At 46.7% G+C, this 18,632-nt stretch carries 2 protein-coding genes; both read right to left on the bottom strand.

The genetic code is table 11. From position 1 onward, the window contains the following. Positions 1–179: 179 nt before the first annotated feature. Positions 180–950, bottom strand: a complete 771-nt coding sequence (locus D1814_RS09905) for an outer membrane beta-barrel protein (protein WP_118491840.1) — start codon at positions 948–950, stop codon at positions 180–182. Beyond that, the gene (locus D1814_RS09900) at positions 947–18,199 is read right to left on the bottom strand and encodes a tandem-95 repeat protein (protein WP_118491838.1); all 17,253 of its coding nucleotides are present in this window, start codon (positions 18,197–18,199) and stop codon (positions 947–949) included. Before D1814_RS09900 ends, D1814_RS09905 begins: the two co-directional genes overlap by 4 nt. Positions 18,200–18,632 lie beyond the last annotated feature (433 nt).

Raw genomic sequence — 18,632 nt, 5'->3', positions numbered from 1 at the left:
GGCGCCGAAAAAAATTGGAAAGCGAGCTTTCATAATTAAATTAGTATTTGGTGCCACGATAACAACTTATCGTGAAGAAAGCATGCTATATCCAAAAGCCTCTTGCATAAAAAAGGAGGCTTAACGCCTCCCTCTATAGATTTTTGCTCGTACTTTACTCGTTGTAAATTCTACATTTTCTAGAAGAGATAACTAACACCAATTGATACGAGGTCGGTCGTATTATCTTCTAAGTCATAACGTTCATATTCAATCGTGGCAACCCAGTCATTGTTAACACGCCAGTTTGCGCCAATACCGTAAAACAAATCCGTGCCTTCATCGTCAAGGTCCTGAAGTAGTGCTTCATCCTCAAATACGTCTAACGAATCATAGTCTCCTTGCCAAAAATATAGGCCTAAATGGGCGTGTAAGAACCAATCCTCATGGCGTAGGAACTGATAAGCCGCACTTAAGGTATAGCCTTCTACCGACGTCGGGCGAATGCGCGATGTCTGGCTAAAAAAGCGAGAAGGCTCATTGGTAGTGGTTGAAAATGCTGCCGATACATCTCCTAAATCCGTATATCCCACTTGGATAAAGCTATTTTCGGTAATATTGGTACCTAATACCGCTTTCCACGCACTTCGCGTGTCATCAATATCTATATCAAAGACTTCAAAGCCTAGCTCTGCGGCTTCTCGCTGCACATCACTTTCCTTGAAATCTCCTGATGCGCTCCCCCAACTTCCGCTGATGAAAAACTGTTTAGCAGTGCATTTTTCATCTTCTTGGGAAAATTTTAAGGCATCTTCTTCAGACAAGCAGTGAGTTTTGCTAGCTAAAAAAGGAAAAACATCCTGCTCATCATTAGCTTGCTGAGCCATGGCTGGAAATGAAAATATAGCCCCCATTGCAACAGCGCTAACAATTCCAAGCCTAAAAGTTCTATTCATCTTAGCTACGCTCACGCTTTTACTCCCTTTCTTTGCGCCGCTAATGTGCGGCGCAATGTCATAACAAATACCAGCAACATCAGCAGGGCAGCGTTCATGCTACCGCCGCCTCCGCCAGCGTTTTCAATTCTTACGGTTACGGGTTGAACTGTAATAGTCAGTCTCCCCTCGCTCGTTCCGCCTTGGGTGTCTTCAATAATATAGGTGACCACAGCATTACCCGTAAACGCGTTAGGCGGCGTAAAGGTCAGCGTATCGTCAGGATTAACAGACACACTACCCACTGATGCCTGAGCACTTACAACACGAATACTATCGCCATCTTCATCGAAGTCATTGGCCAGCACATCAACAGTTACAGATTGGTCAACGTCTATCGACACATTATCGTCTAAAGCTTGTGGAGGATTGTTACCAATAATGGTTACCGTAATGACGCCCAAGTCTGAACCTCCATTTCCATCACTGATGCCGTAACTAACCGTTACCTCGCCGATGAATCCTGATGGCGGCGTGTACTCAATGCTATCGCCAACAATCTCGGCTGTACCAAAAGTGGTTGTAGCAGAGGTAATTCGCAAATCATCGCCATCTGGGTCTGAATCGTTGCTTAAGGCTTCGATAGTTGCAGACTCATCAACAATAATTGTCACTGCATCATCACTTGCCACAGGTTGGCTATTGCCATTAAATAGAACGCCTACACCACCTGGGTCGACAATTGTACCGTTAACTAAGTCGTCATCATCATCTACACCACCATCAAGAATTTCTAACTGCACACACCAGTGCCCTTCGGTTAGACCTTCTGTCCAGTAGTCACCGCCTGGAGGTGGGCAATAACCCGGCTCACCTTCAACAGACCATAAACGATTGTTAGCGTTTTCCGTAAAGGTTACCCAGCCATTTTCAGGCGTAAACTTACGGTACACCGCATTTGCAGGTATCGGCTTAAGCTGCGGCATAACAATATTAAGTGTTTGGCCCGCTACAGGTAGACCATAGGCAATGAAGTCAAAAATACCACCTATGTTTGTCGCTTCTGGATCAGTGACAATATCATCGTCGCCTTCAATGTCGTCATCAATGATTTTCGCGCCGCCGAGTTCACTACTTACAGAGAAATTACCTAGGCGCAAGCAAACGCCTGGGTCGCCTTCCACCATGTAGCCATCAACAAACGCTACTTCCTGTGGAAGCACATTACACTCTGGCGTTGGATCTAAGTAATCCAAAATGCCGTCTCTGTCGCTATCGGCAAGGCCATCCACAACATCTGGCACACCGTCACCATCGCTATCAAGTTCAGCAGGCGTAGGTAGCGAATCCACAACTTGAACGTATAAAGTGTCCGAATCTGTGAAAGCCGTGTCATCTGCATCTGTGACCGTCGCACGAATTCGATAAACACCCACGTCTAAACCACTTGGATCAAAGGTAAAGGTATCACTAACATTATCACTATCAACGATATCTGCATCTAGTGAGGTCCACTCAAACTCATATTCATTCGTTGGGTCTGGGTGGTCAACAGTAGAGGTGACTAGCACGTCAGAGCCGGTAGGAATAACGAGAATTCTCGACTCGCCATCCTGTTCGGTAAATAGGTCAACATCAGGGTTCACGTTATCTTCGCGGATAGTTATTTCGTGAATGTACTTATTACCTATGTTGAGCACATCTGAAAGTTCGATAACAATGGTTTCAGTCCCTTCAATATCAGCATCAGGGAATACATTGAAGCTCACCGTTATGTCACTACCAGACTCCATAACAATAGTGCCGTCAACGAGGTCATGGTCACTGCTATCTGCCGTACCACTTACTGTATAAGGAATTTCTAGCGGATAGACTGGTGACGTACCGTTAAGGTGAATGCCAAATTCTACTTCATGACCTTCCAGTACAACCTGATCTTTAGTGATAGAAACCAGAGGACGTACTCGCACAGCTTGGCTCGCTACAGAGGTTAAGCCGTCTTCGTCAGTCGCCTGCCAGTACGCCGTATTATTACCAGGCTCGTAGAAGATAAGGCCATCAACTAGTGATACTGGTAACGGATTGCCAAACTTATCAACTGCTGACGCTACGCCTAAGTCGATTTTGGTAAATAGCGCATTGGCATCTACAAACACGTCTTCTGGTACTTCAATAACAGGACGGTCGGCCAAGTCATCAGGCATAACATCTACAATTACTGTCGCACGGGCAACCTCGCTTTGTGGGTCAGTGATGGTGTAATTAATCACTATTTCGCCGACAAAGCCTTCAAGCGGCGTGTAGGTAAGTGAATCATCAGCCCATGAAATATTACCTAACTCAACGCTTGCACCTATGATAGTTAATGTATCGCCGTCAGCATCGGAGTCGTTGGCTAATACATCGATTGCCGTTGGGTTGTAGTTACCCAAGGTTATCGCGTCATCACGGGCAACCGGCGCGTCGTTCACTGGGGTCACGTTGATGGTAACGGTACCTACATTAGAGGTTTCTTCGCCATCGTTTGCGGTATAGGTAAAGCTAGTTGTACCGCTGAAATCTGCCTCTGGTGCGTACAGCACATCAGGCAAGCGACCAACAAGTTCACCGTCTGGAGATGTTACCAACTGATACGTTAGCGCGTCGCCGTCTGCGTCACTACCCTGCAATTGAATTGGCAATGTTGCGTCTTCTTCCATTGTGAACGTTAAGTCCATTACCATTGGCGCATCGTTAGTGTCGACAACGGTTACCGTGTAGGTCGCACACGCTTGCGCGCTCGATGGGTCAACCACGCATACCGTAACGGTGGCAGTGCCATGGAAACCATCTGCAGGCGTAAATGTCACCACACCATTAACGATTTCTACGGTGCCATTAGTCGCATCGGCACTGGCAATAGTGAGCGTATCGCCGTCGATATCGTTCGCATTTGACAACACGTTGATACTAAGTGGCGTGTCTTGATTGGTAGATACTTCTTTACCTTCAAGGGTCGGTGCGTCATTTACATTTTCAACCGTTACGGTTATTTGAGCAGTCGCTTCACCGCCATTCCCATCTGAAATGGTGTAGGTGATGATCGCCGTTCCAACAAAGTTAGGTAGCGGCGTGTAAACAATGTTTCCATCACTACCAATAGTTACCGTGCCCGAGTTAACCGTTGCATCTGTGATGATTAACGTATCGCCGTCAATGTCAGTGTCGTTGGCAAGTGCATTAATAATGACACTGCTGTCTTCACTTACATTAGCTTGATCGTTGTTTGCTACTGGTGCGTCGTTAATAGCAACAATGACTACGGTAACCGTCGCGGTATCAGTACCACCGAAGCCATCACTGATCGTGTAGGTAAAGGTTACCTCACCATTTACATTGGCAACAGGTGTATAGGTAACAGTAGTGCCGTCATTAACTGCTACACTGCCGCTCTCAGCACTTGCCATTGTTACCGTTAGTACATCGCCGTCAATGTCGCTATCGTTTGCCAGTACGGTTACCGTAACGCTGCCATCTTCGGTAACACTTGCCGTGTCATCAACGGCAACAGGGGCATCATTTACCGCAGTGATAGTTAAGGTTACCTGCGCTGTATCAGTTCCACCGTGTCCATCTGAAATAGTGTATTCAATCGTGACCACGCCGTTAAAGTCAGCAGGTGCTTGATAGCTTAGTTCACCGCTTGGCAGCAAAATCACATTGCCTGTAGATGCTGTAACTTCGGTAATAGATAACGTATCGCCATCTTCATCGGTATCGTTAGACAGCACGTCTAGCGTGACCGCCTCGTCCTCTTGAGATGTAAAGCTATCATCATTGGCAACAGGGATATTATTCTCAGCAACGGTTAACACCAAGGTTCCCGTTACCGTGCCGCCCATACCGTCTGACACGGTATAGGTAACAGTTACTGTGCCTACGAAACCTTCAGGTGGCGTATATGACACTAATCCATCGACAATATTCGCCGTACCAAAATCAGCCGATACTGAGGTAAGCGTAAGTGTATCGCCATCTGCATCTGTATCATTGGCCAGCACATCGACCTCTACCGCTTCGTTAAGCTTAATAGCCAGCTGGTCGTCTTGAACGTCAGGAAGTGTATTGCCATTGGCAAATGTACTTACTCCACCAACAAAGCTAACCGCGCCGTTGACTGTAGTGTCAGCATCGTAACTTCCGCCATCCGTTAGCGTTAGTTTCACACACCAGCTTCCAGCGACAAGACCTTCTTGCCATTCGCTACTATTAACGGTAGGACAGAAACCTGGCGCGCCTGGCGCTGAGTAAATCACTGCGTCGCCATCTGCAATAACATCGAACCAACCTAGCTCAGCAGTCCAACTACGCATAAATGCGTCTTCTGGCACGGCATTGCGCTGCGGAATAACCACATCGAACTGTGCCTGATTAGGCTGACTACTTACAACGTCGAAGTTAAACAACCCACCAACATTGCTAGCTTCCGTGTCTGTCGGAATGCGACTTGTTACTACGCTGTCATCAGCAAGTAGCAATACGCCCGCATTTGAAGTGCCACGGGTGTACTCACCGGCGCTTATACATGCACCAGCGTTTGATTCAACAAGATATTGCGCGCTTTCACCCGCAATTTCTGGCGCTAGGGAACAAAGTGCAATGCTATCTAAGTAGTTAGGCACACCGTCCAAGTCGGCATCACCTGTGCCTTCAATATTATCTGGCAGGCCATCACCGTCAGTGTCTGCATCAGTAAGCTCAGGTAAAGTTTCTACCACCTCAATATAAATTGTGCGTGAACTTACAAGCGCTGGGTTTTCACTGTCTGCCACAAGTAACGTCACCGCATAGACACCTGGTGCTACTGACGCAGGGTCGAAGGTAAATACGCCGTCATCACTTGCTACATCAGTAAGTTCAGGTGCCGAATTACTCCAGTCGTAGATAAAATCGGCGGCAGGATTTGTATGGCTAATAGCCGCTAATACGTCGACTAAACCATCATTTTGACCAACAGTTAGTGTTGCAGTACTACCTTGCTCAGCTGACAGCGCTACAGCTGGAGCCACAGGTGCTTCTGCAATTGCGGTAGTCTGCGACGCTTTTTCTCCGACATTTACGTTTTCATTTAGCGTTACGATTACCGTTTCGCCGTCATCGATAATCGTGTCAGGGATAATATTGAATTTAACGGTTGCCTGCGTGCCACTTTCAATAGTGACAATACCTGAGATTAGGTCGTGATCACTTGCATCTGCACTGCCTGAAACCGTGTAGCCCACCGTTACTGGGTAACTAGGCGCATTACCGCTTAGCAGTACATCAAAGCTTGCTGCACCACCCTCGGTTACAACCACATCATCACTTAACGACACTTGAGGATTAACGCGAATAGTCTGACTAACCGTTGTCGTATTGCCTTCGTCATCAGTTGCTTGCCAGTATATGGTATGTAGCCCTGGTGAAAAGCGGGTTTGACCGTTCAATAGGTTTACTGGTAATGCGTTACCACCTGCGTCTACAGCTGTTGCATTACCTAATACAACCTCCGTTAGATAGCCTGTTGCGTCAAGCTCGATATCCGCCGGCGCTTCAACCACTGGGAAGGTTTGAGCAGTTTGTTCAGAGGCTGTAACAGTGACTATCACACTCGCTTGCGATATCGCACCATTTGCATCGGTAATAGTATACGTAATTTGAACGTCGCCTTGTGTTCCAAGCGCAGGCGTATAGACAAGCACCCCATTTTCAACTTCGACACTGCCACTATCTGTTGTGGCGCCGAGTATTGATAACGTGTCGCCGTCAACGTCAACGTCGTTGCTTAGTACATCAATTTCTACAGCTGTGTCGTCTAATGTAGAAGCCGTATCTGCAATAGCTACTGGCGCATCGTTTACTGCCACCACATTTACTGTGATATTGGCGGTATTCGAATCTTCTTGGCCGTCGTTGGCTTTATAGCTGAATAGTACCGTACCGTTGTAATTTTCAGGGGTAACGTACAGCAAAGAAGGGGCAGAACCTAACACTTCACCTGTTGGCGACGTCACCAACTCAAACGTTAAAACGTCTTCGTCTGCGTCGGTGCCAGCAAGTGTTATCGGTAGACTGTCATCTTCGTAAATAGTGAATACAAGATCTTCAACTACCGGGCCTATGTTTGTATACACCACTGTAACGGTAATACGCGCACAAGCCTCTTCGCCCTCAGCATCTTGAATACAAACATCGATGGTTACTTCACCGGAATAATCTTCAGACGGCGTATAAACCAGTTTGCCGTCAACAATTTCAACCGTGCCGTCTGAAGATGTGGCGCTTACGATAGTATGCGTATCATCTGTATCTACATCTTCAACATTGGCGATAACATCGATAGTTAACGCTTCATTTTGGTTCGTTGCAGCAGTGAAATCAGCAAGTGTAGGTGCATCGTTAACAGCGGTAACCGTTACAACAAGCGTACCTGTTGCTGTTGCTCCATTGCCATCAGAAACCGTGTAGGTAATGGTTGCTGTACCATTGAAGTTCTCATCTGGTGTGTAGCTTACTTGACCGCCTTGAATAACCACTGAACCTTCATCAACGGTTACGTCTGAAATAGTCAGTACGTCTTCGTCAATGTCAGAGTCATTCGCTAGCACGTCGGTAACAACAGAGCCATCTTCCTCGACGGTGGCCGTATCATCCGCCGCTACCGGTGTATCATTAACCGGGTTAACAGTAACAGTGATCGTGGCTGTATCTGTGGCACCATTGCCATCGCTTACCGTATATGACACTGTCGCTTCGCCATTAAAATCAGCATTAGGCGAGAAAGTAACTTGGCTATCTGCCGTGATCACTGCGCTACCCTGCGCTGACGAGGCCACCGAGACTGAAAGCACGTCTTCATCTATATCAGAGTCATTGGCGAGAACAGCTACTGTTACTGAAGCGTCCTCATCAACAACAGCGGTGTCATCCAAAGCGATAGGAGCATCGTTCACCCCTTCTACCGTAAAGCTAATGCTGGCAGTAGCGGTTCCACCATTTCCGTCTGAAATAGTGTAGGTGGCCGTTGCCGCCCCATCAAAATCAGCAGGTGGTGTATAGGTCACGCTATTATTAGCATTAACTGTAATAGTCCCTTCAGATGCGCTAGCAGACGTTACGCTCAATTCATCGTTATCAACATCTGTATCATTGTCTAATACAGACAGCGTAGTGCTTGAATCTTCGGTAACTCTTCCGGCGTCATCATTGGCTACCGGTGCGTCGTTAACAGGCGCCACCGTAACAGTGACTGTCGACGAGGCGCTACCACCAGCACCATCAGATACACTGTAAGTAATCGTGGCTGTACCGTTGAAGTCGGCACTTGGCGTAAAGCTAAGCGTATTATCGCCAGTAATGGTTGCAGTGCCCTGACTGCTGCTTGCAGCCGACAACTGCAAGGTGTCGCCGTCAATATCACTGTCGTTCGAAAGCGCATTGATAATTACCGTTTCGTCTTCCTGTACACTCGCCGTATCTGGAGCAGCTACCGGATTGTCATTTACCGGGTTTACCGTAATTGACACTGTTGCTGAATCAGCGCCGCTGTTTCCATCAGAAACAGTATACGTTACTGTTACAGCACCGTTATAGTCGGCATCTGGCGTATACAAAAGATTACCATCGCTATTAATGGTCGCCGAACCGGTACTTGCATTAACCGCAGTTAACTCAAGGGTATCGTTGTCTACATCTGTATCGTTAGCAATAACGTTAACCACAACGCTGCTGTCTTCATCAACGTTAGCTGTATCATTATTCGCAACGGGGGCATCGTTTACGTTTACTACCGTTACCGCCACCGTCGAGCTCGCACTGCCGCCCGCACCATCTTCAATGGTGTAAGTAATAGTGGCGCTGCCGTTGAAGTCAGCGTCTGGCGTGTAGTTAACCTGATTGCCCACAACCTGCACGCTACCGGCTGTAACAGAGGCGCTCGCCACACTTAAGGAGTCGCCGTCAACATCGGTATCATTAGCAAGTACATTAATGCTAACCGACTCGTCTTCATTAACTGTCGACGTGTCAGCGTTAGCCACTGGATTATCGTTAACCGCAGCAATAGCGACAGACACCGACGCATTATCACTGCCGCCGTTACCGTCTGTTACCGTATAGGCTACTGTGGCACTGCCGTTGTAATCTGCCGCAGGCGTAAACACCACATTGCCATCGCCATTAACTACTGCACTACCATTGGTTGCCGATACACTTGATACGCTTAATGCATCGTTATCAATGTCGGTGTCGTTAGCCAATACATTAATAACTACCGCTGTGTCTTCGTTCGTGCTGGCCGTGTCGTCGCTTGCCACTGGTGCATCGTTGACGTTAGTAACATTAATCGTCACCGTACCTGATGCCGTACCACCTGCACCGTCACTAATGGTATAAGTTACGGTTGTTGCGCCATTAAAGTCGGCCGTAGGGGTAAAGGTAATATTATTTCCGCTAAAGGTTACTGAACCATTTGGCGATGTTGCATTAGTGATCGACAACGCATCGCCATCTACGTCAGTATCGTTAGTCAAAACATCAATAATTACGCTGCTGTCTTCGTTCACTGCCCCCGAATCAGGACTAGCTACTGGCGCGTCATTTACCGCATTAACCGTTACCGATACAGAAGCTGAATCGGTTCCGCCATTTCCATCAGAAACCGTGTAATTAAGTGTAACAGGGCCATTGAAATCAGCCGGCGGCGTATAAAGAACATCGCCATTTGAATTTACTGACGCCGCCCCTGCGCTTGCCGACACCGCAGTAACACTTAGGGCATCGCCATCTACATCACTGTCATTGGCTAACACATCAATAATTACATCATTATCTTCGTTAGTATTTGCACTGTCGTTTGCTGCTACCGGAGCATCGTTATCTGCTTGCACGTCTACCGTTAGGTTCGCGCTATCACTGTTCCCATTTCCATCAGAAATGGTATAGGTCACAAGTGCAGGGCCGTTAAAGTCCTGTGCTGGCGTGAAGGTGATATTACTTCCTGCAAACGAAACCGCACCGTTGCTAGAATTAGCCGCCGTGATAGACAATGTATCGCCATCCACATCGGAATCATTTGCCAATACATTTACTACCACTTGTGTGTCTTCAGTGGTAGTGGCTGAGTCGGCCTGCGCTACAGGTGCATCTTGAACATTGTTAACCGTAAATGTTGCCGTGGCAGTGTCGCTACCACCTGCGCTATCGGTAAGGGTGTATTGCACGGTTTCGGTGCCGAAGAAATCAGCCGCTGGCGTATAAATCAAGTTCGCGCCATCTGTGGTTACCGTGCCGCCATTGCTTGGCGTAGCTACAGAGGTAATGCTAATGCTTTGGCCATTGTCAGCGTCGCTATCATTGCTGCGAGCCGCTAACGTATTGCTGGTTGTATCTTCATCTACAGTGAAGCTATCGTCATTCGCAGCGGGTACACGGTTGAGCAAGGTTACCGTCACGTCGTTAGCATTTAATGACTGAGGCTGAGCTGCCCCATCAACGTAGCTAAGCGCAGAAGAAATGGTTAAATCTTGGGTAGCCGCACTAGGCACTAGTGCGCTGGTGTCTAGCTCAACGCTAAACACATAGGTTTCAGTGTCACCATCATTATCGCTATTTACAATACTGCCTAAATCAAGCGTTAGCGTATTGTTAGACACACTAATATTGCCGTTCACATTAACTGCTGTGCCGCTAGCAGTGCTGTTAATACTTGCTGGGTTGACGCCTGAAGAAAGGCCAGTATTAAAGGTACGAGCAAGTTCCCCCGCCCCTGCGAGCAATGAAACATTAGCAGGTAACGTAACGCTTAAGCTTAAATCGTCTGTTGTCCCCTTAGGTACAGTAACAGTTTGTGTAAGGGTTAGTGTTTCGCCCTGCACAAAATTGTTACCAGATGTGCCACCATCACTGGTATCGGTAAGGGCAAAGGTTGGCGCAGATACGGTTTGCGCTTGTGAAGTAACCGGAATAAGCAGCGCATTCTCACCATCAGTAGCGTTACTGTCGTTGTCACTTAACTGGTTGGCACCGAGGTTATCACCACTAAAAAGAGCTTGCGTTGAGAATACGGTGTTGTCAGCCGCATTAGCATCTAGCGTTAGCACCACAGACGCGGTTACCGTTTCACTTGGCGCAATTCCCCCCACGTTTACGTCAAACGGTGTTTCGCTTACTACAACGCCTTGGCTGGTAACGGCGGTATTAGCCACCACACTTAAACCTGTATTTATCGGTTGAGTAAAGGATACGTTTTCTGCAGTCGCTGAACCTTGATTGGTTGCCACGGTGTAAACGCGTACGCTGTCACCAGGGTCAACAACCCCGTCGCCATCTATATCGTCAACAAGTTCAAAGTACTGAATAATTTCTAGTTCTGGCGTACCTGCGCCCGTTGATGCACTGAAGGTAAGTGGCTGGAAGCCATCACTATCTGCACGGTTATTGTCGGCATAGACAGTATCAGTTTCATCGCTGGTTGCTTCACCTTGTAGCGAGAAGCTCTCGTTTGCGGCATTGCCGTTGAAATCAACCAGCGGTGAGTCGATGGTAACTTCAAGAGAAACCGTTTCGCTGGCGCCAGCTGCTAGCGTGATAAAATCTGCGCTTAATGAACTACCAATTACACTAACCGTATGCCCACCGCTTACGGTCGCCGAATTAGCAACGTAAGTAAGACCTGTGGGAATAGCGTCGCTTAGGGCAATGTTTGATAGCGCTTGGCTACCTGTATTTTCAAGTAAATACGTAATGGTTAGCGTATCGTTAGGGCTAATGACATCATTGGTGTCAGCATCGGTTGATAAACTTACTAGCTGAGTAATATCTAAATCTGCTGTGTTTGCAGGTGTGCCCACTCTGAAAGTGTTTGCCTGGTCGCCGTTTACATCGTTACCATCGGCATCAGTTGGCTCTGCTACTGTGTCAGATGAATCTACGCTACCTTGTAGCGAGACTAACGTGTTGTTAGCCACATTGGCATCAACAAGCAACTCGAATGTAATGGTTTCAGATTCACCAAAAGCCATATCGCCAACATTTACCGTAATGTCAGCACTATCATCAAGGGTGCCTTTCGTGGTTGTCGCGGATCCTGCTACATAGTTTGTATTCGCAGGAATCCCATGAGTAAATACAACGTCAGTGGCTGTGGCACTATCGCTTTCATTAGTTAGCGTTGAAGTGACTAATACGGTATCACCAGCATCAATGAAACCATTACCATTAACATCATCAGATAGCACAACTGATTGCGTTGCGCCGATGAATGCGGCGATATCACCTGTTACGTTAATTGAATCGGCAAAGCTGTAGTCTCGCTCGTCAGCAGTGTCGCCGCTCATTGAGCTATAAGCACCATTGGTCAACCCAATAGATAGCGCGTTACCCACATCAGCATCACTATCGACGGTGAACTGAAGGGTTACTTGTTTGCTGCCTTCGACCAACGTAATACCGCCCATATCTACAACAAGTAGCGTAGGCGACGCGTCATCAATCGTACCTTGCCCCATGAAGCTATTTGCTACATAAGTTAGACCATCAGGCACCGAAACGTTAAACGAAGTTTCAAACGCGTCAGCAAAACTAGAGGTGTGGCCTAGGTCGATAGTTAAGGTAAAGGTGTCCTCCAACGATACAGAGGTTTTATCGAGCGTCATTGTTGAGTCTAGATTTGGCTCAACGATATCGATCTCGAGAGTAGATGGACCTGCGCTTTCGCCGCCGCCTGATGCATTCACGCTGTTTGTAAGTGTTGTACCTTGCGCGTTGCCTACTTCGTTTTCTACAACACCGGTAAAGGTAACCGTTATGTAATCATTGGTGCTATCGCCATCAGCGGTATTACTCACAGTGCCAAAATCAACCGTGACATCGTTGCCTGAAACACTAGCCGTTGCCGCGCCGTCATAACTGATTTGGGCCGGGCTGTTAATGCTAATACTGTCAAAGCGAATGTCCGCTGGCAGCGTATTTACAACAGAAACCCCGCTAATTGTGCCTTCCACTAAATCGATACGCGCATCAATAGAAACCGACTCACCCACTGCGAAATCATTATCGCTATGTGTAGCATTAAGTGCAGATTGAATAGCCAGTGTGTTATCTACCGTTACATTACTACTAGCTGTTTCACGATAGTTATTTAGCGCAGTGTCATCATCGTCGTCTGTACCATCTGCGCCACTACGTCCGCTGCCGTCTAGCTGACTGTTATAGGTCGCTTCAACTGCATTAGTTAGCGTCTCACCAGCGCTTGCTTCGTTGGCCATTACGACGCTGTATTCGACGGTAACGCTCGCAAGAGCTGGTAGGTCGAATGCTGCAACCGACAAAGTATCGCCAGTGTTGGTCGTAGTTATCTCACTCACATCACTCACGGTCAGTGCTGTGTTTGTGCCGGTTAGTACTGCATCGTCACTCGGGTTGGTTAGCGTTATCGCAGAGAAGGTAACACCAGAGCCGCTGCCGTCAGGCCCACCCAATAACTCAGCAGGCATTACATCTTCAAAGGTCACTGCATACGCAGTTGCTGTATTCCCCGTGTTGGTTACCACGGTACGGTACGTTACCGTATCGCCACTATCACTTGCTGTTGCACCTGCAATGATGGTTTGCGTAATAGATAAATTGGGTTCGATAACATCCACGTCAACATTCGCAGAAGGTGCTGGCGAGCTCACGTCTTGGTAGCTAAGTGAACCAGTACTGGTCAGCGTTGTTCCAGCTTGGTTACTTAAGATATTGGCGACTTCAACAGGCACAGCAATGGTAACTTGTTGAGACGTTGAAGCGCTGTTGGTGATAGTACCAAAATCCAATACTAGTGGGTCGGTTCCCTCAGCCGGTGTGGTATTAGGTGTATTTGTGCTGGTGAAATCTGACACTGGCGTTGTAATAGTGATGGCGTCGCCGGTATACGTTAAGCCAGAAGGAAGATCTAACGTATAAACAAAGTTGTCTGTCGTGCCGGTTGGAATAGAGAAACTTGCGGTTAAATCAACCACAGTTCCGATAGCAGCATTGGCTGCAGTAGTCGTTAACGTAAGCGTGGGCGCATTGGCGGTCACTGTTGCCATAGCGGAATCAGCGATATCGTTAACGTTTTGGCCTGAGTCGTTATTAGCGCCGCTACCAGTACGCTCACCGGTATCTGAACCAGCTGCGCCTGGCGTCGCATTTCCAGTACCTGATGCGCCTGGCAAAGACGTTGCCGAAGTTGAGACGGTATTGGTTACGGTTTCTTCAAAAGCAATATCAAAATTGACCTGAGCAGTGTAAACAACGGTGACGCTTTCGCCCGCTTCCAGGTAATCGATATCGCTAACCGCGCAGCTATCAGACTCAACCGTTAGCTCGTTGCCAGTGATGCTTGCACAGGCAGATACATCAATGCCCGCATTTCTTGAATGCGTTGCACTATCCAAGCTAACCGAATTGAATCGTGCTGGCACGTTGTCGTTGATGTACCAGTCATACGCATGGGATACGTCAGTTTCCGACGTATTGGTTAATGTGACGGTAAAGGTTACTTCGCTTCCACCATCTATAGTTGATGGCGAAGCTGTTTTTGTAGCAGTTAGGTTTGGCTCGGCAATACGAATATTCTGCGTCGTGTTGTTGCTCTGGTTAGCACTGCTTTCATTTAAATAGTTTACTTCACCTGTTACCGTTTTATTGTTTGTACGGTTATTGTTACTGGTGTTTAAGGTAAGCACATCAAGTGTAACGGTGATACTTTCATCACCTGCATCGTCGTCATTATTTGTAACATCACCCAAATCGAAGATAACAGACTGACCACTGACAACCGGGGTAATAGTTGTATCTGACGCAGTAATTGACACGCCGTTTGCAGTCGTAAAGCCCGTATCAAATGTTCCGCGAATTTTTGCGGTGCCTGTTTGATAAGACATCCCAGCAGGCAAAATAACTTCAATAATGTCCTGGTTAGCGGTCTCTTTTGTTTGTCCTTCGGGCACGACAGTAGTGAACGAATAGGTTAACACCTCACCGATAGCGGCTTCTCGCGTGCCGGTGTCACTGGTAAAGGCTTCAGATGAAGCAATTAGCGTTATGTTATCAGCGGAAATGGCTTTGGTTGCCGTGGTATCTGCACTTTCTGACTGTGAATCACGCTCAACGGTTTGATCGCCTGTTTGGCTATCACCTGTAGCTACGGCGGATATCTCAAACGAGGAACCAGTCTGTGCATCTGCTTTTAATTCAACAGTATAAGTAAACTGCACGCTATCACCAGCAGCAAGCTCTGCACCGGAATAGGTTACACTAGACGTATTTTCAAGTGCATAAGTAAACCCAGTTGCAGTTGTTACTGCGGTTACATTTGTGAAAATATCAGTATCAACATTGCTGACCACTTCAACATCGTAAGCGGTAGCTGTACCTGTATTTTCAACATCAATAGTTACGGTTACCGTATCGCCTGCTTCTACGCCAGAGCTTGGCGCCACACTAGTTGTTGTACTTAATACATGTTCAGCAAACTGGTTAGTTGATGAAGCCGATGCATTGTTGGTGGTATTGTTGGTTCCTGCATTTACCTGCAGCTGCTTGCTTTGCGTTGACGTTGTAGCGGCATTTTGTGTTGCATCTTGCACTAGGGCTTCAAGCGTAATTGAAAATGTATTATCGCTTAGATCGTTATCATTATTCGTAGTTGTACTGCCGTTAAACACAGCTTTAACAGTTTGCCCGCTTTCTACCGTTCCCGACGATGTCACAGTGGGGCTGGCACTTACGGTACCGTCAAACCCTGTTGAATTTACCGTTAACGTATTGCTGTATTCAAAACCAGCAGGAAGCGTCATATCTACCGTTAAGTCCTTCGTGGTGCCCTCTGGCAACGTCACGTCTACCCGATATTGTACGGTGTCACCAACCACAACATTACCTGTAGGACTTACTATGGTTGACGCAATAGCAATATCAGAAACGGTAACAGAAGCGTCATCTGTTTGTGGGTCAAAGGTTTCAGTTTGCTCTGAAGCCGATGCCCAGTTTATTGTCGCTTCAGACGTAATGACGTCATTAGGCTCTGCAGTTTGGGCAATATCTTGAGTGAAGGTAAGTACATACACATCACCTGCGGATAGGTTTTCTACACTGTAGGTGCCCGCAGATAAGGAGCCGTCACCTAACGTTGTGCTATTCCCATTAAGCGTTGCAGAAACAAGACTTTGCGAAGCTACGCCAGAAATTAAAGGCACACTGGCGGTAGTTTTAAATGATGTAGCACCACCTTCGTTTGTTATCGTTAATGTGTATTGAACGGTATCACCGGCATCTACGTTTCCTGCAGAAGTGGCAAGTGAAACAGTTAATTCTGGCGCACGAACTATTATCTCTGCAGATTTAAGATCGGCACTAACAGCGTCTGGTGTATTGGTTGATGTTCCTTGGAACAAGTTAGCTAACCTTAGACCGTCGGCGTAAGGCTCGTCGGTAACCTCAACGGTAAAATCAACTTCTAGTACTTCAGCTTGGGTTGTCGAAATACTGCCCCAGTCTAACGTTACGCTGTTTTCAGCAGATGATACCGTGATTGTAGGTGTGAGCGTTGTTACCGTATTTTCAGTGGTATAAGAAAAGCTGGTGTTGCTCGCAATATTTGGATTTGTATCGACAGTCGTTTCTGGGATTAAGAAAACGGGCAAAGGAAGAAAATCTACAAATACAATGTCGTTAGTATCACCAGAAGGAATATCCATGCGCAAACGATAGATAACGCTTTCACCCGGTGCGTACTCAAGAACTTCTGTAGTCGTGTTATTGTCAGAATTTACGAGGAATTTAGTTGTTGTTATTCCTTCGATAGATACTGAATCACTAGAGCCTTCTGAGCAGCTCGCAGCACCACTCTCTACGTTGTACTGCGCGCTTTGCGAAAATGACAGTGAATCGTTAGCGACGACTGGGGCACCGCTATCAACCCCAGTATAACCACCAACGTAATTTTGCTGTATATCTACGGTATAAGACACCGTTAACACGCTTCCACCTGAAAGCGTGCTTGTTACGTCGGTTACGTTGTAGGTTATCGTTTCATTTTGACTGGCATCAGTACTTGAAGCAGGTCTTGTTATATTAAACGTGTTTCCACCATAGCTGACGGTGATATTGGATGAAAAATCCACGCCATCGGCTATGGTGTCGTTAAGAATTAAAGAATCTACCGATATATAGTCAGAGATTTGAATAGAGTTAGTAACGGTAAGCGTATTGCCAGGGCTTGATTGATTAGCGCTAACGCCTTGCTGTATTGCTACATGTTTTGCCGCAACCGTATCACTGCTAGAAACTTGGGTAAGACCATTACCGTTATAGTCAGCATTAAAAACTAACGGATGCTCGATACTTGAAACACTACACTGCTGCGCATCTAGTACATTAATAAAATGCATGGGGTAGCTAACGCGCACATCATTTTCGCTACTTGTACCCGTAGCTGAAGTACAAGACACATCTAAAGTACCACCAGGGTTTGACGTAGAAGGCTCACTACCTATAGCACACCCTGTTCCACCACTAATTGTAGCTTGAGCACTGTATTGAACAGCGCTGTTTAAATTATCGGTAAACTGTAAGTCATCAATTGTTGGACCGTTTGCTACATCAACCGTATGGGTGACGGTTGCCGAAAAACTTGGACCCGCAGCAAGCTCGTTTTCCGCAGCCGAGCTTTGCGTTGTTATTTGGTAAAGTGCCGCCTCAACCGACGCGCTTTGCGTTGTGCCTACTATTGGACCATTGTCACCTGTTGCCGTGTCGCCAAACTCATATACGGGAGTAACTTCAATAACAAACGCTTCCGCAGGCGTTGCATTGCTGTCGATAGTGAAACACACATTAGTTGTCAAATCAGGGCCGTTGGCTACAACCGAGCCCACCGGAATATCTACCGTTGAAAAGCTGAACCCTTCCGTTCCGCTAACGGTTTGAGCGATGATAGGATCTTCAAGCTCATTGTTGTTCGCTACAGTGTCGAAAGTGCCTACATTAACCGTATCACTGTTACTTCCAATAAATGTTGCCCCGTTGAATGTTAAGTCGGCATCATGAATAACGCGCAGATAAGGGCCATACCCGGTAGTTCCTGTGTTGTTAAAAGGAACGTCATAACAAAATGACTCCCCAATAAACGCACTTTGTGGCGCTGAGTTGGAAATGACGGGGGTTGCTGCTTGTGCACTTTGTAATGCGCCTAAGAGCAATGAAGTACCGATGATGGCTTTGGACAATGTGCGGATCATGTCTTTCCTTTAGCGCGTATATTAATTCGAGAGGTAGCTCTCTTCCATGGTCTATGTTGAGAAAGCTCTTTAACAAAAACACTCGACAAGACTGTGAACGTTAGTTCAAGAATGTCGCTTTCGCCAACAAATCAAACAATAAAATTAAATAACTTAAAGCTAATATTTATTACTTATTAATAAGTTAGCGTATGAATTCGTGGACATTACAACGATAGATTTAGTAAGAAAACTAGACATAAGGATAAGGAAAAACTCTAGGGGTAACTCCCTATTTAAATTTGGAATCGCCCGTCTCATGTCGCCCTGAAGAGCTTTTTTAATAATTATTTTGGTTAAATTAGGCATTTGTATAAACATTAAATTTTCGTTTTATACGGCTCATAACATGAATAAAACTTGTATTTATTGACCTCACACAATAAACTTTCAG

The sequence above is a fragment of the Alteromonas sp. BL110 genome (assembly GCF_003443615.1).
In the GTDB taxonomy this organism is placed as follows: Bacteria; Pseudomonadota; Gammaproteobacteria; order Enterobacterales; family Alteromonadaceae; genus Alteromonas.
Note: the sequence above shows the minus strand (reverse complement) of the source record. Positions and strands in the feature narration are given on the sequence as shown.